The sequence below is a fragment of the Nocardioides sp. HB32 genome (genome assembly GCF_054058995.1).
This window is the reverse complement of record NZ_JBSSBS010000001.1, coordinates 3,427,455-3,451,101: the sequence shown is the minus strand read 5'-3', so window position 1 is coordinate 3,451,101 and position 23,647 is coordinate 3,427,455. Positions and strand designations below refer to the sequence as shown.

The window sequence follows — 23,647 nt, the reverse complement described above, 5'->3', positions numbered from 1 at the left end:
CCCGGGTCAGGGTCGGTGAACCGAGACGAGTTGGAACCTCTCGTGGCCGCCAGCCATGTCGCCCTCCCGGATGATCCCGAGGTGCGGACCGTAGAGCTTCACCGAGACCACGGCCCTCTCGAGCCGACTCCATTCCAGTGACCGGACCACGTGGCGCACGGTGCCGTAGGCGACCTTCGCCGAGAAGCCCCGCTCCACGATCCAGGCCTGGTCCTCGGCGACCCCGCGTTGGAACTCCTGGCGGTAGGCGTCCGTCGGCTGCGGGTGGTGGGGCATGATCATCCCGGCCACGGCGTCCCCGACTCCGGCCTCCCAGGAGCCGTCACGGCTTTGTACGTCGCCGTGCCGGTTGTGCGTCGCAGTCCGTTCGCCGAAGTACCAGACGTTGCCTTGGTCGTCCGCGGCGTACCAGTCCGACGTCTTCTCCGCGAGGGTGCCATCGGAGCGCCGAAGCACGTCGGAGATCACGCGGGTGCGGACGCCTTGGACCGTCTTCTTTCGATGGGTGACTGCGAGTCTCTCGGTGAAGTGCTGGCGCTCGTCACCGCCCCGATAGCGGAAGACGGTGCCCGGGCGGAGCGGGAAGTAGATGTTCGCCGCAGGGTGCTGGAAGTCTCCGGGGTCGAGCGCTCGGACAGCCTGGGTGCTGTGCGCTGCGTCGGCGGAGGTGGCGACTGTCGGCGCCGTTCCCGCCGCTCCGGCGGCCAGCACGGCCACCGCCGAGATTGCGACTCTGCTCCTCATCGTGTGCTGCTTGCCTCGGGACCTGTCTCACTGTCGACCTCGAGTCTTCATCTCGGCCGCTGAACCCTTGCTGAAGCGCGCAGGCCGCCTCCGATCGGCCGCCATCAGCCGGCGGCCAGTCTGCGTCCAGAGACGGCCCGCACGTGACCAGCAGGCCGGGGAGCCGCAGAGGGGACGGCTTGGATCCGGCGCACCTAGCGGAAGCAACTCATGCTCGCGGAAGCCTGATGGTGAACATCGCGCCGGTTGTGGTCGTCGCGGCGAGCACGTCCCCGCCGAGCGAGCGTGCTACTCGTTGCGCGATCCCGAGCCCGAGGCCGGTGCCGCCTGTCCCGGACGCGCCAACCTCGAAGATCCTCTCGCGAATCCGGTCGTCGATGCCGGGACCGTCGTCGCTGATGCTGATGGCGACGCGATGGGGCAGATCGACCGCGCGGACCGTGACTGTGGACCTGGCGTGGCTGATGGCGTTGTCCAGCACGGGTGCGACCGCGCGTAGGACGATGGGGCGCGGTCCTGCGATCCGCGCGGAGGAGTCGCTGACGTCCTCGACCAGGTCGAGGTGTACTGGAACCGATTGGCGCATCGCACCGACGACATCGCCGACGCGGCAGGTGGCCGAGGCGCCAGCGGCGGCCGGGTCCCTGGCGACGTCCACGAGCGTGGTGATCACCTCTGCCATGACGCGAGCGGCCTTCGAGATCTCCACCAGGTCGGCCCGGACGTCGTCGTCGGAGACCCCGCGCATCAGCGCGAGGTCTGCCGAGCCCTGGATCGCGGTCAGCGGCGTTCGGAGCTCGTGTGCGAGCTCAGAGGTGAGTCGCTGCTCGGAGCGGATCGCCATGGCAACACGATCGAGGAGATGATCAAGTGTCTCCCCGAGCTGGCAGAGCTCGTCGTCGGTTGGGCCGAGGTCGAAGCGGTGGTTGAGGTCGTGCTCGCTCCAATCGGCGGCACGTGCGGCCATTTGGGTAACGGGTGCGAGGGCCTGAGAGGTGACCCGTCGCGCGATGATGACCGCGAGTGCGATCGCCAGCAGGCCGATACCGATCGTTGCGGCAAACGCGTACATCTCTGCACGCTCGTACGGCGAGGCTTCCTGGCTGACGACGACCACGCCCCGTTGGCCGTCTGGAGTGGTGAACGGCACTGCGAGGAGTCGGAGCTCCTCGTTCGCGGCGGCGGTGGTGGGAACGGTCACATTCGCCAGATCGTCCGCCTCGTCTCGCGCCTCGGTCTCGATGGTGCCGGCGACCAGCTGGCCGCCTTGGTCGTAGACGCGAACTCCTGGCTCGACGGCGTCAGGAGGGACCTCGAGGGGCGTGCTGGCGCGGGACTGAGCATCCACCACACCGATGACCGCGTCGGCGCGCTCGGCCAGTACTCGGTCGATGTCGCGGTGCGCAACATAGCCGAGCAGCAATTGGACCCCGATGCCGACGCAGACCATCACGACGGCCATGAGTGCCACGGTCGACGTGACGATCCGCCCGCGGAACGAGGTGGGCGTCAGCCTCAGCAGCGTCTTCGACACCATCCTCATGACGATGGCCCTTCAAGTCGGGGCGCGCCGCCGGGTCGGAATCCCGACCTGTCGGATCCACCACAGGCAAAGATCACCTGAGCGTCAGCCCTACGCCGCGGACGGTCTGCAGACGAACCGGGGACTCGACGTCCGCCAACTTCACCCGTAGCCGTCGCACGTAGGTGTCGATGGTGTTCTCACTGACCATCGCACCGTCCGGCCAGGCTGCGGCGACCACGGCGCGACGCCGCACCACCTCGCCAGGCCTCGAGGTGACCGCTGCGAGCATGCGGAACTCCGTCGGCGTCAGCAGCACCTCCTTGTCCTTGCACACCAGCGAGTGCCGGGCCGGGTCAAGCACGAGGTCACCGGGCGCTTCAGCGACAACGATCCTTCCGCGCTTCGTCAGCGCCTCCACCCGCGCAATCAACTCCTTGAGGTCAAACGGTTTGGGAAGGTAGTCGTCGGCGCCGGCGCTGAAGCCGGCAAGACGGTCGTGCACCGCGCCGAGCGCGGTCAGGAAGAGCACAGGCGCGGTCTGCCCGGCTGAGCGCAACGCCATACACACGTCACGGCCGTCGGCGTCGGGAAGTCCGATGTCGAGGATGAGGACGTCCAGCGCATCGTCCTCGGCGAACAAGCGAACGGCTTCCCGTCCGTCGTGTGCGGCGATGCCGACATGATCCGCATGGCGGAGTGCGCCCAGAACGATCCGCCGGATCGACGGGTCGTCCTCACACAGTCCGATTCGAGCCATCGCCGCCGCCTCTCTCCTGACTCAGAGAATGCGCAGCCAAACCTGAAACATACCTGACTGTCGCCCCGGCGCCGGCCGTTCAGGTTGCCTGCAGGTGCTCCGGCAGAGCGTGAACTCATGCTGCCGCCGCCGGCACCGCTTGGTGCTCCACGCGCCCACCTCGGCGCAGGTACCCGCCGGATTCGCCACCCGCACAACCTTCGGCGGGCAGACACCGTCCTCGCTGGAGGTAGCGTGACAGGAGTGGCACTTGCCGCCGCGTCGATCCACCCGGTTCGGTACGCTCGCGGAGCACTGGGCATGACCACGCGCGAACAGGCTCGGGACGCACCCAACCGTGCCGCCGCCGGCCCCCGCCTGGTCTGGCCGGCGGTCATCGCAGTCGCCGCAGCCTTGGTGCGGCTCCCGTTCATCACCCGGCCGCTCACCCCGGACGAGGGCGGGTACATGCTCGTCGCATCCCAATGGTCGCCGGGCAACTCGCTCTACGGGGCCTACTTCGTGGACCGCCCCCCGCTCCTGATCGCGATCTACGGCCTGGCGAACCACCTCGGCAGCGCCACCGGCCTGCGCATCATCGGTCTGGTTGCGGTCGTCCTCGCGGTCGCGCTCTCGGCCCGGCTCGCCGGGACGACCGGAGCCGTGGTGTGCGCGGCACTGCTGTCAACGCCGCTGTTCGACGGCATGGAGATCGACGGTGAACTCCTCGCGGTCCCGTTCGTACTGGGCGCCTTCGCGCTTCTGCTGCGCTCGGTGAGAGCCAACACCGACGTCGACCGCCATGCCGTGCCGTTCTTCGCTGGAGTGCTCACCGCTGCCGCGGTCCTTGTCAAACAGAACATGATCGACGGCATCGTCGTCGCAGTCATTCTCCTCGCCGGTCTGGCACTTCGGCGCCGCTGGTGGGATGCCGTGGTGCGCGCAGTCGCGTTCACCGCCGGAGCTGCCAGCGCGGCCGTGCTTGTGCTGGTACTCGCCGACCTGCGCGGCACCAAACCGCTCGCCCTGTGGGACGCACTCGTGACCTTCCGCGCCCAGGCGGCCTCCGTCATCAGCAACTCCGCGGCAAGTACCAACGCGGACCGCTTCCACACGATGATGCTGGCCGGTCTCGTCGCCGGAATACCGATGGTGCTCGCAGCCGCACTGCTCACCCTCCGGCGGCCGTTGCGCGAGCCGCTGTTGCTGTCGGCCGCCATCGCGACCTTGGTGTGGGAGATCGCCGGGGCCCTGCTCGGCGGCAGCTACTGGCAGCACTACCTGATCGCGGTCGTCCCGGGCGTCGTGCTCCTGACCGCCGCGTCCGACGGCGGACGGTGGCTACGCCTCGCGGCGGGCTACGCGGCTGCCTGCGCCGCGCTCGCCCTCGTGTTCGCGGTCCAACACCCGTTGCAGATGTCGTCGGACACGAGGGTCGCCACCTACATCCGGGCCGAGTCCCGCCCCGGCGACACCATGATGGTCGAGCTCGGCCACCCGAACATCGTCCTCGCCGCAGGCCTGCAGAGTCCCTACGAGCACCTGTGGAGCCTGACGGCCCGGGTCCGGGACCCGCAACTCGCTGACTTCACCCGACTCCTGACCAGCCCGGATGCTCCGCGATGGGTGGTCGTCTCCGGTGGCTCGCTCGCCACGTGGGGGATCGATGCCACCCACGCACAGGTCGTCTTCGACGACCGCTACCGGGAGGTCACCGCGGCCGGCGACTGGCACGTGTTCGAACGCACGGTTTTCCCGTCGGGCAACACTGGGGACGGGACCGTGGGCGCCGGCCCCGCGAAGTGACGAAGCCGATGGATCGACGCACTCCCGGCACGGCGGCACACACCAGCGCCGCCGCCGTCCTGGTCGCAGTCGTCCTCGGCGCCCTCGCCGCCTGCGGGTCGTCGGCGCCCTCATCGCACGAACCGTCGGGAGCGAGCGCCGCCAGTTCCGCAACCTCGACTCCCACGGCGACGACCGCGCCGAGCACGGCGGCACCCGGAGGCGGGCGGGAGGTGACCAAGCTGCTGGTCTTCGTGGTGGAGAACCATTCGCTGGACCAGATGCAGCAGGAGATGCCGTGGTTGAACAGCGTCGCGCAGCGCTACGGGTATGCCACCAACTACCAGGCCATCACCCATCCGTCCCTGCCGAACTACCTGGCGATGGCCGGCGGCGACACGTACGGCATCTTGGATGACGCTTCGCCGGCCGGGCACCCGATCGACGCTCCCAGCGTCTTCGGGCAGGCCCTGGACGCGGGCCGGACTGCGACGGTCTACGCCGAGGCCATGTCGACCCCCTGCGAAGACGTCAACGACGGCACGTACGCGGTCCGGCACAACCCATGGACCTACTACGTCGCAGAGCGACAGCAATGCCAGGAGCACGACCTGCCGCTCCCCGCCCTCCGACAGGACGTCGCAGCCAGCAACCTCCCGAACATCGGGCTGGTGGTGCCCGACACGTGCAACGACGCCCATGACTGCCCCCTGTCCCAGGCCGACGAGTGGATGCGGCAGTACGTGGGGCTGGTGCTGGCCGGTCCTGACTTCGCCTCCGGCCGGCTCGTGGTGGTCGTGACGGCCGACGAGGACGACCGGCACCACGACAATCGGATTCTGACCGTCGTCGCGCACCCGAGTCTCGAGCACCAGGTCTCGAGCACCGCTCTGAACCACTACTCGCTGTCGCGCGCCTACGCGGAGACCGCCGGCATCGCGCCGCTGGCCAACGCCGCCGACGCGCCGTCCCTGCTCGGCGCGTTCGGCCTTCGCTGACAAAACAACACCGCCTAGCATCGCACTCCACCGGTCAGGTTGCGTGCAGGTCAGCCGAGCGAGGGTGCGTGGGTGAACCTGATTGTCGTCCCGACCTACCAGGAAGCGCTCACCATCAGGAGCCTGCTCGATCATCTTCTCGAGGTGGCCGCGCTTGCTGACTTCCACGTTCTCGTTGTCGACGACGCAAGTCCTGACGGAACCGCCTCCCGCGTAGCGGCCCATCCCAGCTACCGGAGCCGTGTGCACCTGCTGAACCGCCCGAACAAGGCAGGTCTCGGCCCCGCCTATCGCGCCGGGTTCGCATGGGCCCGCGAGCAGGGATTCGAGGTCGTAGTCCAGATGGACGCCGACGGCTCACACCCGGTCGACGCGGTACCCCGGCTGGTCGCCGCGCTCGACGACGCCGATCTGACAATCGGCTCCCGCTACGTGCCCCACGGATGCACGGTCGGCTCGCCCTGGCATCGGCGCCTCATCTCCCGCGCCGGGAACGCCTACGTCCGGCTCGTGCTCGCACTTCCAGTCCACGACTGCACCGCCGGCTTCCGTGCCTACCGACCCCGGGCGCTGGCCGTCCTCGCCGAAGAGGGCACCCACGCTGGCGGGTACTCATTCCAGATCGAAACCACGTGGCAGGCCGCCCGCCAAGGCCTGCGGATGGTCGAAGTCCCCATCACCTTCGTCGAACGCCAGGTCGGCAGCTCGAAGATGTCGACCGCCATCGCGGTTGAGGCCTTGTGGCGGGTACTCGCCTGGCGGATCCAAGAGGCACGGACGCGCCACCTACGGACGCGGAGCCACCGCCAGCAGGACCGAGTCGCATGAACGGAGCCATCGACGCGCTCCTGTCCTCTCTCGGCCCGCTCGCCGTGCTGGTCGCGATGGGAATCGTGGTGGCCGAGACCGGTCTGCTCGCGGGCTTCTTCCTACCCGGCGACTCGCTGCTGTTCACGACGGGCCTCCTGGTCGCACAACACACCATCAACCTGCCGATCTGGCTCGTCATCCCGCTCGTAACCCTCGCCGCAGTGGTGGGCGACCAGGCCGGGTACGGCATCGGCCGCCGTTATGGCCCCCGGGTCCTGACCCGGCAACGCTCACGCCTCCTCGACCCCGGACACCTCGACCGGGCCGCGACCTTCTTCGACCGCTACGGCCCGAAGGCCGTCGTACTTGCCCGCTTCGTCCCGGTCGCCAGAACATTCACCCCTGTCGCCGCCGGCGCCGCCAAGATGCGCTACCGGACCTACCTCGCCTACAACGTGGTGGGAGGCGTCGCGTGGTGCACGACGATGCTGCTGGCCGGCTACCTTCTCGGCGGGGTACCGATCCTGCGCGACCACATCGAGCTCATCGTCCTCGGCATCGTGCTCGTGTCGCTCCTTCCCGCCGTCGCCGCGGTCCTTCGAGCGCACGACGTCGGGATCGCACCGTGGCTTACCGGCCTCACCGGGGTCGCCGCAGCCGCAGGGGTAATCCTGCTGGCGGACGCAGCAACCGAGCACGATGGACTGGCAACCCACGACCCGACGGTGGCGGCGGACGTCGCCACCCACCGCACCACCTTCTTGAACCACGTGGCGAGCGCCGCCTCGCTCATCGGCAGCGAGGCCAGCATCGCGGTCCTCGCGGCGGGGGTCCTCGTCGTTCTCGCCGGGCGTCGCCGTTTCGCGGAAGCCGGTGTTCTCGGCGTAGGCATCGCAGGCGCTGCGGCGCTCGTGCTCGGACTGAAACAGCTGATCGACCGGGCACGTCCGGGCACGTCACTCAGGCTCGGACCCGCGGACTCGAGCTCGTCGTTTCCTTCCGGGCACACGTCGATGACCGCCGCGTTCGCCGCTCTGCTGGTGTGGCTGTTCTGGCCCCACCTCACGCGTGCCGGGCGGGCGGTGGTCGTGGGAGCTGCGGGGGCGGTGTGCCTGGTCGTGGGCGCGAGCCGTGTCTACCTCGGCTACCACTGGGCAACAGACGTGATAGCGGCGTGGCTGGTGGTCACAGCCTGGCTGGGCTTGCTGTTGCTCGCCGTGTCGCAGCGAGCGCGGCCCAAGGCTGCGCCGAATCAGCCGGCCGGAACGACAGGATCCGGCGACGAGGGCGCCCGCGGAACCGTCGCCTCACGCTTCACCGCTGAGGCGACCGCTCGCAGCGCCCGTTGACGGCCGACACACCAGCGAGAGGTCGCAGGCGCGGTCTGACCGGGGTGCAGCTAGGGCGGAGAGAGATCTCCGCGCCCCCGCTGTCCACAGAGTGCCGTCAGTTGCCGCCGGAGTCGCCATCACCTTCGATGACCACGATCTGATACTTGTCGTCGAGGCGAACGTCGACGGTCGTGCCGTCGGGCTTCGTGACCTCGACCTCGTAGGTCGCTCCGTTCTCGTTGTCATTCTCGACGCTGTTCGCGGTCCCTCCGCCGGTCGCCTCGAGGGCGGCCTTCGTCGCAGCGTCGGCCTGCTCCTGGGTGTACTGGTGACTGGCCGCTCCGTCGTCCCCGCTCGTCGCGACAGCGACGCCGCCAGCGGTGACGGCCAGTGCCGGCGAGGGCTACGCCGTCGATGTCGCGTTGACCGGCACCGATGGCGAGTGGTTCGCCGCCGAGAACGCCTACGACTCGCAAGGACGCTCGCCCAGTCCCAGAGAGGTCGTTTGTTGCTGACCCAGGACGAGGACGGAACGCGGTTCACTCTGCTCGTGCCGCGTTCAGGTCGTGAACAGGTTGATCGCGGCACCGTCGATCCATGACGGAGAGCTCTCGTCCAGCCCGCGTCCTGGTGGTGTCCCATGGGACCGCGTTCACGCCTGACCTGGTGGCGGCTGTGCGCGAGCGCGCCTTGCGGAGTCCGGCCCGCTTCCGCCTGGTCGTTCCGAACCCCGCGCGCGGGGAGGTGCATCTGCTCCATCCGGAGCGCCATGACAAGGCGGAGGAGGCGGAGCGTGACCTGCTGCGTGCGCTTCCGGCGTTGGAGGCGGCAGCCGGTGGCCACGTCATCGCCTCGGTCTCGGTGAGGAACAACCCGATGGACGCGATCGAGGAGATCCTGTTCGGAGAGCCGGTCGACGAGCTCATCCTGGCGCTCGCCCGGCACCCGGTCGCCGAGCGACTCCACCAGGATCTCGCTCACCGGCTCCGGCACTACGGACTACCGATCACCACGGTGGGGGAGACCACGACCTCGTAGCCAGTTTCGGCCAGCCGGCTGACTGCCACCGCAGACGAAGGCCGCCGGACTGTCCTAAACAAGGGAGGGCAGGCTAACCTAAGCGAGTCATCCGTACTCTGTGGAATTGGGGCCGCTCGTGGGACTCGGAACCACCCTGCTGTTAGGACTTCTCGCCGGGGTGACGATCCTGATCGGTCTCCCGATCGGTCGGCTGCGCGCCGCGTCGCCGTCGCTGCGCGTCTTCCTCAACGCCACCGCCGTCGGTGTCCTGCTCTTCCTCGTCTGGGACGTGCTCTCCGCGGCATGGGAGCCCATCGACGAAGCGCTCGCGTCGGTCCACGAGGCCGAAGGCGGGCTGGGTGCGGCGATCGGCTACGGCCTGATCGCAGTCGCCGGTCTGGCTGTCGGCCTGCTGTCGCTGGTGTGGTACGAACGCTGGATGGCACGCCAGGTCGGGAGGCCGGCACGGCCGTTCGGACCCGGTGCGATGACGGTCGGAGAGACCGCGCGCGTCCGGGGGATCGCCAGCTGGTCGGATGCGCGCCGGCTCGCGCTGATGATCGCCGTGGGCATCGGGCTGCACAACTTCGCCGAGGGCCTGGCCATCGGCCAGTCGGCTGCCTCGGGCGAGATCGCGCTCGCAGTGATGCTGGTCATCGGGTTCGGCCTGCACAACGCCACGGAGGGCTTCGGCATCGTCGCCCCGCTCGCTGCCGATCTCGACGAGACCGGGGCGACCCGGCGACCCAGCTGGGGGTTCCTCCTGGGGCTCGGTGCGATCGGCGGTGCCCCGACCTTCGTCGGCACCCTGGTCGGTCACGGGTTCACCAGCGAGCCCCTCAGCGTCGCCTTTCTGGCCCTGGCCGCCGGGTCGCTCATCTACGTCATCACCCAGCTCATCGGGGTCGCCGCGAAGGCCCGGCGGAGCGACCTGCTCGCGTACGGAATCCTCATCGGCCTGATCGCCGGGTTCCTCACCGACGCGATTGTGACCGCCGCTGGCGTCTAGGTGCGGGCGGAACGGGTCCGAAGCCGTTCCAGATGCGCCCGGCCTGACGGTCGTGGGCATACCCAGCCCCACCCAGCACTGTCCGCCTCCCCGGGGAAGCCGGACCGGAGAAGACGGCAGTGCAGTTCGACACGACGTCGCATCGCGTGTGAGTGAGCGTGACGGTTCAACGCGTCACGTAGCCCGCGCGTCATCTGGGCCGTCACTGCCCCTGGACCTGCCCAACGAGAGTCGCCCCGCCCGGCGAAGCGTCCTGTGAGCCGGGAGCCCGAAACCAGATGTGCAGCATCTGACTTCGGGCTCTCCTTCCGGTCCCTGGTGGGCCGAGTGTGTGGAGTCAGATCTCCGCCTCAGGGCCTGGCGCGGGGAGAGCGATCGTCGTCGGGGCTACCGGCCCAGGAGGGTGGCGACCTGTGCGCGCAAGTGCCCGTGCTGGAACGGCTCGGCCATGGGTGCGCTGATGCCGCCTCGTTGGCGCGGATGTCTTGGTTATCAGCAGCCACGGACATCGAAGCCGTGCCCTGCCTCTCTGTGTGACGAGGTGGGCTGCCGTTCGACGGGGGAACGAGCGGCAGCCCACCTGCCAGGGAGGCGTCGACCCGCATCGGACGGGCCGGCGCTTCCCCCGCTTCTACCCCGCGGCCGAACTGATTGAAACCTGGCGGAAACCTGGCGGACCCGAGCGATCTCCCCGGGTCGGTGTCAGCGTTCGGCCAAGGACAACCCGTTTGGGCGTGGTTGCGCCTGAGACCTCGAGGCAACCAGAGGGCCGGTCGTGCGCCAACTCGGCGCGCTACGTCAACCGAGAGAGAGACGGCAACCTCGATGACACAGTCCACGCATCACACCGGAACACCTGACAGGGTCAACGCCCGTCGCGTGAGCACCGAGACGAAGGCCGCGGTCAAGACGACCGAGCTCATCGCCTTCATCCTCGTGACCGTGGCGATGCTGATCGCCTCGCAGATCGCCGACAACTTCGACGCCCAGCACGCTTGGTTCTACGCCTCACTGCTGACGATCGGCTACATGATCAGCCGCGGCCTGGCGAAGTCCGGAAGCCGCGACTACTACGACGACGAGGAGCACCGCGAGTACGCGGGCACCCGTCGCTGAACCCCTGAGCAACCACATCGAGCGAAACGCCGCACCGGCCGTGCCCGGTGCGGCGTTTCCTTTGACGCGTGGGCGTCCTGGCCGCGATGTCCGATCTGGCCGTGGCCGTCGTCATCGGGTCACCACGATCTTGCCGTTCGCCCTGCCCTGCTCGACGTAGGCCATGGCGTCGAGCGTCCGTTCGAACGGGAAGGCACGGTCGAGCACGGGGCGCAGGGTGCCGGCCTCGTAGAGCTCCGCGATCGTGGCGAGCTGGGCACCGCTGGCCTGCATGAAGAAGAACGAGTACCGCACGCCCAGCTTGCGGGCTCGACGGCGGATCTTGCGGCTCAGGACCGCCATGACGGGCTTGAGGATGGGCTGCCCGAGCTGGGTGGCGAAGTGCGGGTCGGGTGGTCCGACCACGCTGATGGCAAGACCGCCCGGCTCGAGGACGGTCAGCGACTTCTCCAGGCTGGCGGCACCGAGGGAGTCGAGCACCACGTCGTACCCGGTCAGGACGTCGGTGAAGTCGGCCTGCGTGTAGTCGACCACCTCGTCGGCACCCAGGGCGCGGACCTTGTCGACGTCCTTGGTGTGGGCGGTGGTGGCGACGTGCGCACCGAGGTGCTTCGCGAACTGGATGACGGTAGACCCGAGCCCACCTGCACCGGCGTGGACGAGCACCTTCTGTCCGGGCCGGACCGCAGCCAGGTCGACGAGCGCCTGCCGGGCGGCGAGGGCGACGAGCGGTACGGCGGCGGCTTCCTCGAAGGACAGTGCGGCCGGCTTGAGGGCGACGTCGTCAGCGTCGATCGCGATCTGCTCGGCGAAGGCGCCGACGCGCAGGTCGCGCGGCCGGGAGTAGACCTCGTCGCCCGCCTCGAAGTCGTGGACGTCGGCGCCGACCTTCGTGATCACGCCGGCCAGGTCGTGGCCGAGGACGAAGGGCCGCTTGTACCTCTCCCGGAGAACGGTGGGTCAACCTGGAACATCTCATCCACCGGAACCGGGCTTCCATGGAGTGGCACAGGGCTCGAGGGAAGAGGAGGTGCCTCAGATGTCCCGAGACATTCCGGAGGTGTTGGCGCTGGTGCGCGACGAGCTGGTGCGCGAGGAGCTGGTTCGCCTCGCTCGGTTCGAGGATGCGTTGGCGGCGGCCGAGGCGGAGGCCGTGCCGTACTGGGCATCGTGCCCAGACTCGGTGCAGGTCCATCGGATGGCCGCAGTGGCACTGCGGGCGCGCGCCGAGGCGGTCGTCGCGGGCCCGGACGGGTCAGCTCAGCAAGGCGGAGGGGTCCAGACCCAGCTGGCGCAGCCGTCGGTAGAACGTCGAGCGTGACATGCCGAGCGCCTCGGCGGCGCGGAGCTTGTTGCCGCGCTGCTCGCGAAGCGCCGCGATGATCGCTTCACGCTCCAGCTCCTCGATGCGGCTCAGCGCCCGAGGTCCGCGAAGCGCCCCGGCGACCTCGCCGGGCAGGTGCTCGAGCCCGATGACGTGCCGTCCTGCTGCCTTCGCGGACTGGGCGAGTACCGACCGTAGCTGGGTGAGGTTCCCGGGCCAGCCGTAGCTCTGCAGTGCGGCCAGGGCGCGGCCACTCACGTGCACCCCGGGGGCGATGTCGTCGAGCATCGCCGCAGCGAGGGTGGCGAGCTCGGATCGTCGATCACGTAGCGGGGGAAGCTGGACCGTCTGCTCTCCGAGGGCCTCATGGAGAGCGCCACTCCGACCGTCGGTGAGCGGGTCGGACGCCGTCGCCATCACCCTGGGGCCGGTGGTGCCGCGGTCGAGGAGGGCGACCACGGCCTGTGCGACCGGTGCCGTCAGCACGTCGACATGGCGCAGGACGATCGTCTCCTCGGTTCGCTGCAGACCGGTCGCGACCTCGTCGAGCCAGGGCTGTCCGGCGCCGACGAGGGAGAGGTCGCAGGAGATCAGGCTGATCGGCTGATCGCCGTTGAGGCGCTGATGCACCTGCTTGGCGAGGGTCACCTTCCCGGACCCCCGTTCGCCCAGGATCAACAGCCGCTGGGGGTCGGCTCGTACGACGTTGTCGAGGATCGACTCGACGGTCGTGGCCGGCCGGCGGCGGCCCGGACGGCGGCTCGCGCGGGACCGGTTGCCGGGGGCTTGCGGTGCCAGCTCCACCAGATGTCCGCCGATGGCACGACCCAGGCGAATGACCTGCGACTTCACCTCGATCGTGCGTCCATTGCTCAGCGTGATGGCGTGGAACCCTCCGCCCGCGCGGTCGTCGCTGAGCGCGGACCAGATCACCGCTTGGTCTGCTGGTGCGAGCAGGTCCGTGGCGGCGGCGTTGGTGATCATGTACTGGTCGCTGAGTCCGATCACCGCGGTCGACGTCTCCCGGCACCGTGCGATGAACTGCTCGAAGATGAGTCGTTGAGCCAGCGGGGCCCTGGCCGCCATCTCGCCCTCGACGTCGTGGCGAAGCTGTTCGAGGGCAGGGGAGATGAGCTTGGACCACTCTCCCCGCGGGCACGCCAGATCGAGAACGCCTTCGAGTCGTCCGGTGACGGGGTTACGGATCGGGGTGCCCGCGCAGATCAGGTGCCTGAGCGGCTCGCTGTAGTGCTCCTCGCCGATCACCACCATGGGTCGGCGCTCCTCGAGCACGGTGCCGATGCCGTTGGTGCCGGCGGCCGCCTCGCTGAGGACGTATCCCTGCTCGATCGACAAGGAGGCCAGGTGCCGGCGCATGTCGTCCGCGCCCGAGAACGTGTTCACCACGCGGCCGTTGCGGTCCGCGAGAACCAGACTGAAATGAGTCTCGGCGAGGTGCTCGGCGAACCGAGCCAGCACCGGACCGACGGCTCCCAGCAGGCGCCGGTCATCGTCGTCGATGTCGTCGAAGGGCACCTCGAGCTTGTCCGTGGGGGCGCGCGCCAGCCTGCTGCGTCGCCACGACACGTGAATGTCTTCTCGCAGGCCCAGGTCCGAGAACTCGTCACACCGGGCGCTCCCGGGTGCCCGTTCCGTCCCGACCGGTTGTCGCGCCGTGGACGTCATCTGCCTTCCACCCTCTGCGAAGAGTGATCTCCATTGTTGTGCCAACGTGACACAGTCACATCACCTTACGCCTGGGGCGCCGGCCTCGGGTGCCTCAACCTGCGACAGATCGCACGTCCTTAGCGGCCTTCCATGGAAGGGCAAGCACGGGATCGGCGGATGAGAGGTGAGTCAGGTGTCAGGTGATGAGGCAAGGAAGGTGCTGGCCCTGGTCCGCGAGGAGCTGCTTCGCCTCGCTCGGCGTGAGGATGACCTGGCCGCGGCAGAGGCCGGATCCGTGCCGTACTGGGCGTCTTGTCCCGAGACGGTGCCGGGTCATCGGCGGGCGGCAGCGGCGTTGAGGGCGGACGCGGAGGTGGTGGGTGCCGGAGCCGGGTTCCAGGTGATGTGCATCGATGCCGAAGGTTCGTCGGTCGCATGAACGAGGTTGCGGTGGGCGATCCCGAGATCGATCGCGAGAACCGCCGGTGGGTGCGAGCACTCGCCGCCGTGGGCCCCCCGAGGGAGGCGGCGTGCAGTGAGCTCTACCTGATGCTGCTTCGGGTCGGCAAGGCCGAGGCGCGACGTCGGGCTCCCCTTCTGCGCCTGGACGGTCCCGAGCTCGAGGACATCGCCCACCAGGCCGCTGCCGACGCCCTGATGGCCGTCTGTGAACGCCTGGACAGGTTCCGGGGCGAGGCCCGGTTCACGACGTGGGCGAGCAGGTTCGTCATCTTCAACGTCGCCACCAAGATGAACCGCCACTTCTGGCGACGACACGAGGTGCCGTACGACGAGGAGGACTGGTCCCGGCTCGCCCGGAGGTTCGACGCGGGGCCCGAGGACGAGGCCCAGGTCCGGGAGCTCGTGGCCGCGGTCGCCTCAGCGGTGGACGAGAGCCTGACCGATCGCCAGCGCCTCGTCTTCGTCGCGACCGTGCTCAACGGCATGCCGATCGACGTGCTGGCCGACGAGCTCGGGTCGACCCGGAACGCGTTGTACAAGGTGCTCTTCGATGCCCGGAAGAAGCTTCGCGCCGCGCTGGTGACCAGGGGCCACCTCTGTCGCTAGCGCCGCGCCGCGTAGACCCGGCGCACGATCTCCTCGACGTCCGGCTCCTCGACCGCCAGGTCGACGAGCTCGGCGCGCCCGCTGAGCGCAGCGAGCACGCGGGCGGCAGTGGTCACGTCGGGGTCGAACCCCAGCCGCTGGCGCAGCCCGCCGCCCTCGCTGCCGAGGTGGCGGGTGTCGGGGACGTCGTCGAGGTCCGGCGTCGGCTCGGCCAGGTCGACCACCAGCACCCGTTCCGCGCCGACCGTCCGGGAGAGCCCGGCCAGGGTGCCGTCGAAGACCAGCGAGCCGCGGTCCACGAGCAGGATCCGGTCGCACAGCCGCTCGACGTCGCCCATGTCGTGGGTGGTGAGCATCAGCGTGGTCCCGTGCAGCCGGCGCTCCGCGACGAGGAACTCGCGCAGCCGCTGCTTGGACAGCACGTCCAGGCCGATCGTCGGCTCGTCGAGGATCACCAGGCGAGGGGAGTGGAGGAGGGCCGCCGCCACCTCGGCGCGCATCCGCTGCCCGAGCGAGAGCTGACGCACCGGCGTGCCGAGGAACTCGCCGAGCTCGAGCCGCTCGACCAGCTCGTCGGTGCGCTCGCGCTCGGCGGTGGTGCCGAGGGAGTGGATGGCGGCGAGGATGCGCAGCGACTCCCGGACCGGCAGGTCCCACCAGAGCTGGGTGCGCTGTCCGAACACCACGCCGACCTGCCGGGCGAGCCGCTTGCGGTCCGGCACCGGCTGGAGGCCGCAGGTCCGCACGCTGCCGCGGCTCGGCACCAGGATGCCGGTGAGCATCTTGATCGTGGTCGACTTGCCGGCGCCGTTCGCGCCGATGTAGCCGACCGCCTCGCCGGCCCCGATCCGGACCGTGAGCTCCTCCACCGCGACGACCGTGCGCCGACGCAGCCCGTCCCGGACCCTGAAGTCGCGCCCGAGGGCCTCGGTCTCGACGATGGTGTCGGTCATCCGCCGCCTCCCTGGTAGTGACGTACGCCGGTGCGCCAGGTGGTCAGCGCCAGCGCCCAGGCCCAGATCGCGGCCAGCGGCGCACACCAGCCGAGCCCGTCCGGCATCCAGTCCGGGCCGGGCAGCCCGAGCAGGGTGACGACGGGCAGGTACGCCGTGAACGCCATCGGGAAGAAGAACCCGAAGACGACCACGAGCGGCCGGGACCACACCGACGCGGGCTGGCTGGCGGCGTACCGGCCGCCGTACACGAACGCGTTGGTCGCCTCCGCGCCGTCGACGAGGTAGAACTGCGCGCCCGCGGCCCAGACGAACATCGCCGCGAACGTCGCGATCCCGCTGACGACCGCGAGCACCAGCAGCGCCACCGCGCCGGCGCTCCACGGCACGTCGTTCATCGCCAAGCCGGCCACGAGAGCCGCGACGCCGACGGCGGCGCGGGCCAGCCGCCGCAGCGAGATGTCGCTGGTGATCAGCTGGAGCAGCAGCGGCTGCGGCCGCAGGTAGAAGACGTCGAGCGTCCCGGCCCGCAGGTAGGTCGGCAGCGTGTCGCAGTGGCCGAAGGCGAGGTCTGCGAGCGAGAACGACAGGTCGGCCAGGCCGAACACCAGCACCACTGCGGCGAGGTCGAGCCCGCCCAGGGAGTCGACCGACCGGAAGACCACCCAGACCTCGGCGAGCTCGACGAGGCCGACGAGCAGCGAGCTGGACAGGTCCAGCAGGAAGTTCGCCCGGTAGGTGCGCTGCGCACGCACCCGGGAGGCGAGGACGGCGCGGTACGGCGTCAGGTCAACCACCCTGCACCTCCAGCCGCCGGCGGCCAGACCGGGTGGCGAGCTGGCCCGCGGCCACCGTCGTACCGACCCAGAAGAGCTGGAGCCCGACGATCCCGAGCGAGGCGAGCCCCTCGACGCGGCCGGAGAGGATGTCGACGGGATACATCATCATCGACGGGAACGGCGTCGCGGTCGCCACCGCGTGGAGCCATCCCGGGAAGAGTCCGATCGGCACGAACAGGCCGGCCAGGAAGCCGGACACGACCATGTAGAGGATCGCGACCCCGCGCGTCTCGACGAGCCAGAAGCCCGCGGCCCCGACCAGGTACACGGTGGTCGCGGAGACCACGATCGCCAGGAAAAGGCTCACGGCGCCCAGGACGTACGCCGAGGCGTGGTCGGGCACGGCCATGCCGACGACGACCGCGCCGATCGCCACGGAGGGCAGGCCGCGGGGGATCAGCGCGAAGACCGACCGCCCGACCTCGGTCGCCACGCTGGCCAGGTGCACGTCGACCGGGCGCAGGAAGTCGACAGCCACGTCGCCGGTCCGGATCCGGTCGGCGATGTCGGTGCGGCCGGAGAGGTTGATCGACCCGAGCAGGCCCTGGGAGATCCAGATGTAGGAGCTCATCATCGCCACGTCGTACCCGGCCAGCTCGCCGCCGGCGGTGCGCACGGCGGCGAAGAGCAGGGCGACCTTCAGCAACCCGAACGTCGCGTTGGCGACCAGCCCGCCGAACGCCGCGAGGCGGTACGTCGACTGCCGGCGGAATCCCGCGACGAACAACCGGACGTAGGTGCGCACGGTCACAGGAACCTACCGGGTCCGATCGCCAAATCATCTCGGCATCATGTATCTTGACGTCAAGAGATATCGCGGTCCTCGACGGGGAACCGGTTAGGGCAGGATGGACCGCGATCAGACCGGGACGACGAGTCAGGAGATGACTGCTGTGGCCAGTCAGGACAGCTTCGGTGCCAAGAGCACCCTGGACGTGGACGGCACGTCCTACGAGATCTTCCGCCTCGACGCGGTGCAGGGCGAGGGCCTCGACGTCGCGTCGCTGCCGTTCAGCCTCAAGGTACTGCTGGAGAACCTGCTCCGCACCGAGGACGGCGCGGACATCACCGCCGACGACATCAAGGCGATCGCCGGCTGGGACGCGGACGCCGAGCCCAGCAAGGAGATCCAGTTCACGCCGGCGCGCGTGATCATGCAGGACTTCACCGGCGTCCCGTGCGTCGTCGACCTCGCCACGATGCGCGAGGCGATGGCCGACCTCGGCGGCGACCCGTCGAAGATCAACCCGCTCGCGCCGGCCGAGATGGTCATCGACCACTCCGTGATCGCCGACGTCTTCGGCACGCCGGAGGCCTTCGAGCGCAACGTCGAGATCGAGTACGAGCGCAACCGGGAGCGCTACCAGTTCCTCCGCTGGGGCCAGGGCGCCTTCGACGACTTCAAGGTCGTCCCGCCGGGCACCGGCATCGTGCACCAGGTCAACATCGAGCACCTGGCCCGCACGGTCTTCACGCGTGAGGTCGACGGCGAGCTGCTCGCCTACCCGGACACCTGCGTCGGCACCGACTCCCACACCACCATGGTCAACGGCATCGGCGTCGTCGGCTGGGGCGTCGGCGGCATCGAGGCCGAGGCCGCGATGCTCGGCCAGCCCGTCTCGATGCTCATCCCGCGCGTGGTCGGCTTCAAGCTCTCCGGCGACCTGCCCGAGGGCTCGACCGCGACCGACCTGGTGCTGACGATCACCGAGATGCTGCGCAAGCACGGCGTCGTCGGCAAGTTCGTCGAGTTCTACGGACCCGGCGTCTCCGTGCTGCCGCTGGCCAACCGGGCCACGATCGGCAACATGAGCCCCGAGTTCGGCTCGACCATCGCGGTCTTCCCGATCGACGAGGAGACGACGAAGTACCTCGAGCTCACCGGCCGCTCGCCGGAGCAGCTCGCGCTCGTCGAGGCGTACGCCAAGGAGCAGGGCCTCTGGCACGACCCCGACGCCGAGCCGCGCTACAGCGAGAAGCTCGAGCTCGACCTGGCCACCGTCGTACCGTCGATCGCGGGCCCGAAGCGCCCGCAGGACCGGATCCAGGTCACGGACGCCAAGGAGTCCTTCCGCAACTCGCTCAAGGACTACGTCGAGGGCGAGGAGGAGAACGGCTACGACGAGTCGGTCGCCGAGTCGTTCCCGGCCTCCGACCCGGCCACGTCCAACGGTCACGGCCAGTCCGCGCCGCCGAGCAACCACCTGTCCGCGGCCCCGAGCGACGGCGGACGCCCGAGCAGCCCGGTCGAGGTCACCCTCGAGGACGGCACGAAGTTCACCCTCGACCACGGCGCGGTGACCATCGCGGCGATCACGTCGTGCACCAACACCTCGAACCCGTCGGTGATGATCGGCGCCGCCCTGCTGGCCAAGAAGGCCGTCGAGAAGGGCCTGCAGCGCAAGCCGTGGGTCAAGACGACCCTCGCGCCCGGCTCGAAGGTGGTCTCCGACTACTACGAGAAGTCCGGCCTCACGCCGTACCTCGACAAGCTCGGCTTCAACCTCGTCGGCTACGGCTGCACCACGTGCATCGGCAACTCCGGCCCGCTCATCCCCGAGGTCTCGGCCGCCGTCAACGAGAAGGACCTGTCGGTCGTCTCGGTGCTCTCGGGCAACCGGAACTTCGAGGGCCGGATCAACCCGGACGTGAAGATGAACTACCTCGCGTCCCCGCCGCTGGTCGTCGCCTACGCGCTGGCCGGCTCGATGGACGTCGACCTGTTCAGCGACCCGCTGGGCCAGGACCAGGACGGCAACGACGTGTTCCTCAAGGACGTCTGGCCGGCGCCGTCGGAGGTCGAGGAGGTGATCGCCGGTGCGATCAACTCGAAGATGTTCGGCGACAGCTACGAGGACGTCTTCGCGGGCGACGAGCAGTGGCGCTCGCTGCCGACGCCGGAGGGCAAGACCTTCGCGTGGGACGAGGCCTCGACGTACGTCCGCAAGCCTCCGTACTTCGACGGCATGCCCGACGAGCCGGAGCCGGTCACCGACATCGAGGGCGCCCGGGTGCTGCTCAAGCTGGGCGACTCGGTCACGACCGACCACATCAGCCCGGCCGGCGCGATCAAGAAGGACTCGCCCGCGGGCACGTACCTCGCCGAGCACGGCGTCGAGCAGCGGGACTTCAACTCCTACGGCTCCCGCCGCGGCAACCACGAGGTGATGATCCGCGGCACGTTCGCGAACATCCGCCTGCGCAACCAGCTCGCGCCGGGCACCGAGGGCGGCGTCACCCGCGACTTCACCAACGGCGGCGACGTCACCTCGGTGTTCGAGGCGTCGGAGAACTACCTCGCCGCCGGCACCCCGCTGGTCGTCCTGGCCGGCAAGGAGTACGGCTCCGGCTCGTCGCGCGACTGGGCGGCCAAGGGCACCTCGCTGCTGGGCGTGAAGGCGGTCATCGCCGAGTCCTACGAGCGGATCCACCGGTCGAACCTGATCGGCATGGGCGTGATCCCGCTGCAGTTCCCGGAGGGCGAGAACGCCGAGTCGCTGGGACTCACCGGTGAGGAGGAGTTCTCCATCACCGGCATCACCGAGCTCAACTCCGGATCCACGCCCAGGACGGTGAAGGTCAAGGCAGGCGACACCGAGTTCGACGCGGTGGTCCGCATCGACACCCCCGGCGAGGCGAACTACTACCGCAACGGCGGCATCATGCAGTACGTCCTGCGGAACCTCCGCCGGGCCTGATCCCCGCCGAGTCGGCGCAGTCTCAGCTGAGACTGCGCCGACTCGGCGTCATGGGGGCTGGACTACCGTCCTCGCATGATCGTCGCGTTCAGCATCTCGCCCACCACCGCCGACGACACGGGCTCGGTCTCCGAGGCCGTGGCGGCGGCGGTGCGGGTGGTCAAGGAGTCCGGGCTGCCCTACGAGCTGAACTCCATGTTCACCAACGTCGAGGGCGAGTGGGACGAGGTGATGGCGGTCGTGAAGCGGGCCGTCGACGTCGTCGCCGCGGTCTCGCCGCGGGTCGGTCTGGTGCTCAAGGCCGACATCCGGCCCGGCTGGGAGGGCCAGCTGACCGCCAAGGTCGAGCGGGTCGAGCGGTTCCTCAACGGCTGATGCCCGAGCTGCCCACCTTCCCGCCGCCGGCGTACCCACCGCCACCGCCCCCACCGCAACCGGCCCGCCGGCGCCGGCTGGCGGTCGTGCTCGCGGTCGGGGTGGCCGTGCTGCTCGTGGGTGTGGCCGTGACCCTGCCGTACCTGATCAGCGACGAGCCTCCCGATCAGGCCCGCGACGGAGGGGTGAGTCTCGCCGACGTGGCCGTGTACGACGACCTCGAGGCCGCGCACACGACCGCGGACGTGGACTACCCGCAGAGCCCGCCGGTCGGCGGCCCGCACGACCCGGCCTGGCTGGACTGCGGGGTGTACGACGAGCCGGTCCGCGACGAGAACGCCGTGCACGACCTCGAGCACGGGACCGTCTGGATCACCTACGACCCCGAGGCCGACGTCGAGCTGGGGGCGCTCGAGGCGGCCCTGCCGCAGAACGGCATCATCTCGCCGTACAACGGCCTCGATGCGCCGGTCGTCGTGACCGTGTGGGGACGCCAGCTGGCGCTCGACGGCGCCGACGACCCGCGGCTGGCGCTGTTCATCGACACGTTCGGCGGAGGCGAGACCGCGCCGGAGCCGTTCGCGTCGTGCGCGGGCGGGTTGCGGGCGGGCGACGGCCAGCAGGGGACGGACGTCTGACTCAGGACGGCTTGCGCAGCGCCTGGAGCTCGGTCTCGGTGTCCTCGAAGCCCACCGACCGGTAGATCCGGATGGCGAGGTAGTCCGGGTCGGCGACCATGACCAGCGTCTGTGCGCCGAGCTCCTCGAAGCCGTAGCGCGCGACCCGCTCCACGAGCGTGCCCGCCAGGCCCCGGCCCCGTGCCTCGGGGCGGGTCTGCACCTGCTGGAAGCGGGCGAGCCCGGGGCTCGCGGCGACCAGGCCCATCGACGACAGCAGGCGGCCGTCCACGAACGCGCCCCACCACGCGCCGGCGCCCGTCTCCGTCGTCCGGCGCTCGGCGGCCACCTTGCCGCGGACGAACTCCGGCGTCACGTCGTCGTCGAGGTCCCACAGCGCCACCTGCTGCTCCCAGTCGTCGTCGCTGACGAGTCGGCGGTACGTCGCCTCGCGGTTGGGTCGCGGCGGCTCGTGGACCGCGGTGGCCGTCAGGACGCTCGACGCATCCGTCTCGAAGCCGGCCGCCGAGAACACGGCGAGGTCGGCCTCCGTGCCGTCGGAGGTGGCGACCCCGTACGCGCGGTGCCGGCACTGCGGGAACGTCCGCTCGCTCAGCTCCTCCCAGGCGGGCAGCTCGTCCGGCTCGGGCGCCCGGGGGAGGAGCAGGTAGTTGCCCCAGTAGAACGACGGGTTGTCGGGCGTCCGGACCGCGACGTACCCGCCGTGGTCCTCCACCGCGCTGCCGGCGATCCGGGCCAGGGCGAGGTCGGTGCGCACGGCCAGCGAGGGGATCTCCACGCGGGGACCGTAACCGCCCGTGGCACGATCGGTCGCGTGGATTCAGAGAACCGCAGCTACCGCACCGGCGACCGCGAGGTCGTCCTCGACATCACCGACGACTGCCGCGAGTTCGCGGCCTCGCGCGGCGACGGGCTGCTGCACGTGTTCGTGCCGCACGCGACCGCGGGCATCGCGATCATCGAGACCGGCGCCGGCAGCGACGACGACCTGCTCGCCGCGCTCGCCGACCTGCTGCCCGCCGACGATCGCTGGCGGCACGCGCACGGCAGCCGCGGCCACGGCCGGTCGCACGTGATGCCGGCACTGGTGCCGCCGTACGCGACCGTCCCCGTGCTCGACGGGCGCCTGGCGCTCGGCACCTGGCAGAGCATCTGCCTGGTGGACCTGAACGTCGACAACCGCGACCGCGACGTGCGGCTCAGCTTCCTGGCGGGGGCATGAGGATGGACGACGCTGCGCTGCTGGCGCTGTACGACGAGCAGGTCCGCGGCACCCTCGGCATCCGGGTGCCGCCGACCTGGACGGTCGAGCACGACGGTCCGGTGACCCGCTGCGTGACGCCGCGCGAGGGCTTCGCGATGTTCACCGCGGACGCCGGCGCCCTGCCGGCCGAGGAGCTGGAGGCGCTCGTCGACCGGACGTTCGCGGCGTTCCGTGAGCACGGCGTCGGCTTCGAGTGGAAGACGTTCGACCACGACCGTGCGGACCTGGTGCCGCTGCTGCTCGAGCGCGGTGCCCGCGCTGAGGACCACGAGGCGCTGGTGCTCGGCGAGACGAGGCTGCTCGCCGGCGAGCCGGTCCTGCCCGCGGGGCTCACGATGCGCCAGGTCGGCGAGCGCGCCGACCTCGAGCGGATCGCGGCGATGGAGAGCGAGGTGTGGGGCGAGGACTGGTCCTGGCTCGCCGACGACCTCGAGGAGCGGCTGGACTCGATCGAGGTGCTGGCCGTCGAGGACGGCGACACCGTGGTCAGCGCCGCCTGGCTGGTCCCGCTCGGTGAGACGGAGGTCGCCGGACTGTGGGGCGGCAGCACGCTGCCGGCGTACCGCGGCCGGGGCATCTACCGCGCGCTGGTCGCGGCCCGGGCCACGTCCGCGCTGGCGCGCGGCTGCACCGTGCTCCAGGTCGACGCCTCCGACGACAGCCGCCCGATCCTCGAGCGGCTCGGCCTGCGCACCGTCGGCGGCACGACGCCGTACGCCGTCGCGGCTTTGTCGACACCGGTATGA

At 70.0% G+C, this 23,647-nt stretch carries 24 protein-coding genes and 1 pseudogene; 14 read left to right on the top strand and 11 right to left on the bottom strand.

Annotated elements, in window-relative coordinates; translation table 11 throughout:
- Window positions 1–6: 6 nt before the first annotated feature.
- The 3 genes from ACVW2K_RS17395 to ACVW2K_RS17385 form a co-directional block, all read right to left on the bottom strand.
- Window positions 7–744: a hypothetical protein gene (locus ACVW2K_RS17395; protein ID WP_457203381.1), complete on the bottom strand. Its 738-nt coding sequence runs from the start codon at window positions 742–744 to the stop codon at window positions 7–9.
- A gap of 208 nt (window positions 745–952) precedes the next feature.
- Complete coding sequence (locus tag ACVW2K_RS17390; protein WP_457203380.1) at window positions 953–2,281, bottom strand: sensor histidine kinase; 1,329 nt, start codon at window positions 2,279–2,281, stop codon at window positions 953–955.
- 79 nt (window positions 2,282–2,360) lie between these two features.
- Window positions 2,361–3,026: a response regulator transcription factor gene (locus ACVW2K_RS17385; protein WP_457203379.1), complete on the bottom strand. Its 666-nt coding sequence runs from the start codon at window positions 3,024–3,026 to the stop codon at window positions 2,361–2,363.
- Between the two features lie 117 nt (window positions 3,027–3,143).
- Here ACVW2K_RS17385 and ACVW2K_RS17380 point away from each other — a divergent pair, with 117 nt between their 5' ends.
- The 4 genes from ACVW2K_RS17380 (at window position 3,144) to ACVW2K_RS17365 (ending at window position 7,947) form a co-directional block, all read left to right on the top strand.
- Complete coding sequence (locus tag ACVW2K_RS17380) at window positions 3,144–4,811, top strand: hypothetical protein (RefSeq protein ID WP_457203378.1); 1,668 nt, start codon at window positions 3,144–3,146, stop codon at window positions 4,809–4,811.
- A 212-nt stretch (window positions 4,812–5,023) separates the two neighbouring features.
- Window positions 5,024–5,788 (top strand): alkaline phosphatase family protein, encoded by a 765-nt coding sequence (locus ACVW2K_RS17375; RefSeq protein WP_457203377.1) that lies wholly within the window; start codon window positions 5,024–5,026, stop codon window positions 5,786–5,788.
- A 72-nt stretch (window positions 5,789–5,860) separates the two neighbouring features.
- On the top strand, window positions 5,861–6,616 hold the full coding sequence (locus ACVW2K_RS17370; RefSeq protein WP_457203376.1) for a polyprenol monophosphomannose synthase: 756 nt from the start codon (window positions 5,861–5,863) through the stop codon (window positions 6,614–6,616).
- Window positions 6,613–7,947 (top strand): bifunctional DedA family/phosphatase PAP2 family protein, encoded by a 1,335-nt coding sequence (locus ACVW2K_RS17365; RefSeq protein ID WP_457203375.1) that lies wholly within the window; start codon window positions 6,613–6,615, stop codon window positions 7,945–7,947. Before ACVW2K_RS17370 ends, ACVW2K_RS17365 begins: the two co-directional genes overlap by 4 nt.
- A 97-nt stretch (window positions 7,948–8,044) precedes the next feature.
- Here ACVW2K_RS17365 and ACVW2K_RS17360 read toward each other — a convergent pair whose 3' ends face one another.
- Entirely contained in the window at window positions 8,045–8,320 is a 276-nt protein-coding gene (locus ACVW2K_RS17360) for a PepSY domain-containing protein (protein WP_457204085.1), read from the bottom strand.
- A gap of 206 nt (window positions 8,321–8,526) precedes the next feature.
- Between ACVW2K_RS17360 and ACVW2K_RS17355 the strand changes: the two genes are divergently transcribed.
- The 3 genes from ACVW2K_RS17355 (at window position 8,527) to ACVW2K_RS17345 (ending at window position 11,074) form a co-directional block, all read left to right on the top strand.
- On the top strand, window positions 8,527–8,967 hold the full coding sequence (locus ACVW2K_RS17355) for a hypothetical protein (protein WP_155991914.1): 441 nt from the start codon (window positions 8,527–8,529) through the stop codon (window positions 8,965–8,967).
- A 160-nt stretch (window positions 8,968–9,127) separates the two neighbouring features.
- Window positions 9,128–9,958, top strand: coding sequence for a ZIP family metal transporter (locus ACVW2K_RS17350; protein WP_457203374.1), 831 nt, complete (start codon window positions 9,128–9,130; stop codon window positions 9,956–9,958).
- Between the two features lie 879 nt (window positions 9,959–10,837).
- Window positions 10,838–11,074, top strand: a complete 237-nt coding sequence (locus ACVW2K_RS17345; RefSeq protein ID WP_457203373.1) for a hypothetical protein — start codon at window positions 10,838–10,840, stop codon at window positions 11,072–11,074.
- Between the two features lie 111 nt (window positions 11,075–11,185).
- Here the strand turns inward: ACVW2K_RS17345 and ACVW2K_RS17340 are convergent, their stop codons facing one another.
- The 3 genes and pseudogenes from ACVW2K_RS17340 to ACVW2K_RS17330 all read right to left on the bottom strand — a co-directional run bounded on the left by ACVW2K_RS17340 (window position 11,186) and on the right by ACVW2K_RS17330 (window position 14,084).
- The gene (locus ACVW2K_RS17340; RefSeq protein ID WP_457204084.1) at window positions 11,186–11,740 is read right to left on the bottom strand and encodes an NADP-dependent oxidoreductase; all 555 of its coding nucleotides are present in this window, start codon (window positions 11,738–11,740) and stop codon (window positions 11,186–11,188) included.
- Between the two features lie 111 nt (window positions 11,741–11,851).
- Window positions 11,852–12,004, bottom strand: a pseudogene (locus ACVW2K_RS17335) (alcohol dehydrogenase catalytic domain-containing protein); the annotation flags it as partial.
- Between the two features lie 325 nt (window positions 12,005–12,329).
- Window positions 12,330–14,084, bottom strand: a complete 1,755-nt coding sequence (locus ACVW2K_RS17330) for a sigma-54-dependent Fis family transcriptional regulator (RefSeq protein ID WP_457203372.1) — start codon at window positions 14,082–14,084, stop codon at window positions 12,330–12,332.
- 199 nt (window positions 14,085–14,283) lie between these two features.
- Here ACVW2K_RS17330 and ACVW2K_RS17325 point away from each other — a divergent pair, with 199 nt between their 5' ends.
- Window positions 14,284–14,505 (top strand): hypothetical protein, encoded by a 222-nt coding sequence (locus ACVW2K_RS17325; RefSeq protein WP_028635833.1) that lies wholly within the window; start codon window positions 14,284–14,286, stop codon window positions 14,503–14,505.
- Entirely contained in the window at window positions 14,502–15,134 is a 633-nt protein-coding gene (locus tag ACVW2K_RS17320) for a sigma-70 family RNA polymerase sigma factor (protein ID WP_457203371.1), read from the top strand. Before ACVW2K_RS17325 ends, ACVW2K_RS17320 begins: the two co-directional genes overlap by 4 nt.
- Here the strand turns inward: ACVW2K_RS17320 and ACVW2K_RS17315 are convergent.
- From ACVW2K_RS17315 to ACVW2K_RS17305, 3 genes are read right to left on the bottom strand one after another with little or no spacing between them, the layout of a single operon-like run.
- Window positions 15,131–16,087: an ABC transporter ATP-binding protein gene (locus tag ACVW2K_RS17315; RefSeq protein ID WP_457203370.1), complete on the bottom strand. Its 957-nt coding sequence runs from the start codon at window positions 16,085–16,087 to the stop codon at window positions 15,131–15,133. The genes ACVW2K_RS17320 and ACVW2K_RS17315 overlap by 4 nt on opposite strands.
- A complete protein-coding gene (locus tag ACVW2K_RS17310) occupies window positions 16,084–16,884 on the bottom strand; it encodes an ABC-2 family transporter protein (protein WP_028635836.1) in 801 nt (266 codons plus the stop codon). Before ACVW2K_RS17310 ends, ACVW2K_RS17315 begins: the two co-directional genes overlap by 4 nt.
- A complete protein-coding gene (locus tag ACVW2K_RS17305; protein ID WP_457203369.1) occupies window positions 16,877–17,671 on the bottom strand; it encodes an ABC transporter permease in 795 nt (264 codons plus the stop codon). Before ACVW2K_RS17305 ends, ACVW2K_RS17310 begins: the two co-directional genes overlap by 8 nt.
- A 139-nt stretch (window positions 17,672–17,810) precedes the next feature.
- On the opposite strand from ACVW2K_RS17305, the gene ACVW2K_RS17300 reads away from it, so the two are divergent.
- The 3 genes from ACVW2K_RS17300 to ACVW2K_RS17290 all read left to right on the top strand — a co-directional run bounded on the left by ACVW2K_RS17300 (window position 17,811) and on the right by ACVW2K_RS17290 (window position 21,637).
- The gene (locus tag ACVW2K_RS17300; RefSeq protein WP_457203368.1) at window positions 17,811–20,624 is read left to right on the top strand and encodes an aconitate hydratase; all 2,814 of its coding nucleotides are present in this window, start codon (window positions 17,811–17,813) and stop codon (window positions 20,622–20,624) included.
- Window positions 20,625–20,699: 75 nt separating this feature from the next.
- Window positions 20,700–20,999 (top strand): MTH1187 family thiamine-binding protein, encoded by a 300-nt coding sequence (locus ACVW2K_RS17295; RefSeq protein WP_457203367.1) that lies wholly within the window; start codon window positions 20,700–20,702, stop codon window positions 20,997–20,999.
- Window positions 20,999–21,637 (top strand): DUF3105 domain-containing protein, encoded by a 639-nt coding sequence (locus tag ACVW2K_RS17290; protein ID WP_457203366.1) that lies wholly within the window; start codon window positions 20,999–21,001, stop codon window positions 21,635–21,637. Before ACVW2K_RS17295 ends, ACVW2K_RS17290 begins: the two co-directional genes overlap by 1 nt.
- A 1-nt stretch (window position 21,638) precedes the next feature.
- On the opposite strand, the gene ACVW2K_RS17285 is transcribed toward ACVW2K_RS17290, so the two are convergent.
- On the bottom strand, window positions 21,639–22,415 hold the full coding sequence (locus ACVW2K_RS17285) for a GNAT family N-acetyltransferase (protein ID WP_457203365.1): 777 nt from the start codon (window positions 22,413–22,415) through the stop codon (window positions 21,639–21,641).
- A gap of 36 nt (window positions 22,416–22,451) precedes the next feature.
- On the opposite strand from ACVW2K_RS17285, the gene ACVW2K_RS17280 reads away from it, so the two are divergent.
- Together ACVW2K_RS17280 and ACVW2K_RS17275 are read left to right on the top strand one after the other, a co-directional pair.
- A complete protein-coding gene (locus ACVW2K_RS17280; protein WP_028635843.1) occupies window positions 22,452–22,859 on the top strand; it encodes a secondary thiamine-phosphate synthase enzyme YjbQ in 408 nt (135 codons plus the stop codon).
- Window positions 22,856–23,647 (top strand): GNAT family N-acetyltransferase, encoded by a 792-nt coding sequence (locus tag ACVW2K_RS17275; RefSeq protein WP_457203364.1) that lies wholly within the window; start codon window positions 22,856–22,858, stop codon window positions 23,645–23,647. Before ACVW2K_RS17280 ends, ACVW2K_RS17275 begins: the two co-directional genes overlap by 4 nt.